Source organism: Leisingera sp. JC1, from assembly GCF_001679925.1.
Taxonomy (GTDB): Bacteria; Pseudomonadota; Alphaproteobacteria; order Rhodobacterales; family Rhodobacteraceae; genus Leisingera.
In genome coordinates this window covers 1-1,096 of the sequence record NZ_LYUZ01000026.1, presented here as the reverse complement: position 1 = coordinate 1,096, position 1,096 = coordinate 1, and the positions used below count along the sequence as shown (strand labels likewise).

The 1,096-nt window shown below is 58.6% G+C and carries 1 pseudogene; it reads left to right on the top strand.

From position 1 onward, the window contains the following. Positions 1–60 precede the first annotated feature (60 nt). Positions 61–1,096, top strand: a pseudogene (locus tag A9D60_RS04260) (hypothetical protein); the annotation flags it as partial.

The window sequence follows — 1,096 nt, the reverse complement described above, 5'->3', positions numbered from 1 at the left end:
GACCAGGACAACATGGAAATTGTCTTTCAGACTCCGACCACAGGCGATCATCACGGGCCCATGACACTGATGCTGAATGACCAGCTCGGCACAACAGGCGGCTGGTGGGATCCGGTCCTGGATGAAAACGGCAGCCCGCAGGAGGGAATGTTCGGCCCGGACAACACCCTGAAAATCAAATCCGTATCCGTCTACATGATGGACCCGGAGAACCGCCTCACCGGCAGCGGCGACGGAGCCGTCCTGATAGATGGCGACCAGAAAACAACGATCACCGGCACGGCGGGAAATGACTGGATCGCAACCGGGCAAGGCGAGGACGTCATCCATCTGCTGGGCGGCGCCGATACTGTCCGGGCAGACCGCGGCAAGGACAACAAGATCATCTCCGGCTTTGATGCCGACGACGTGCTGGTGCTGGAAGGCTACAGCATCGAAAACGCCGCAGACGCGCTGTCACGCCTGACCCAGGTCGGTAATGACGTGTGGCTCAGCAACGGCTCATACCCGGCTGATCCTCAGACGATCGTGTTCAGGGATGTGCAGGTTTCTGACTTTTCAGAAGAAAACTTCCTGGTGCGGTGGTCAGAGACCCCGAATACCTGGGCCAGCCACTTACGGGACGGCACCTTTCAGAACGAAACCGGCAGCGATGGGTTCCAGCATGCTCGGCAGGGCTGGGTTGACCTAAACGGCGATGGCATCATCCAGAACGATCCGTCAGCCCCGGACTATGAACTGACAGGGGTCGGAACCCGGTTTTATCTTGCTTCCGGCTCCAACGGGATGGTCGGAAGCGCTGAGGGCGATGTGTACTACGGGGTGACAACCGGCACTGTCATCGTGGAAGAAGAGAACAGCGGCATTGATACGGTGTTTTCTTCCAGATCCTTCGTGCTTCCGGAAAATGTGGAGAACCTGACATCCTCCTGCACAGAAGCATCCGGCGCAAACGACCCCCTGCATTTCACCGGCAACGGCCAGAACAACCGGATGACCGGGAATACCGCTTCAGAAGTATTTGAAGGCGCGGGCGGTGATGACCTGATTGACCTGAGCCAAGGCGGCAGCGACCGCATTGTCTTCGGACAGGGGG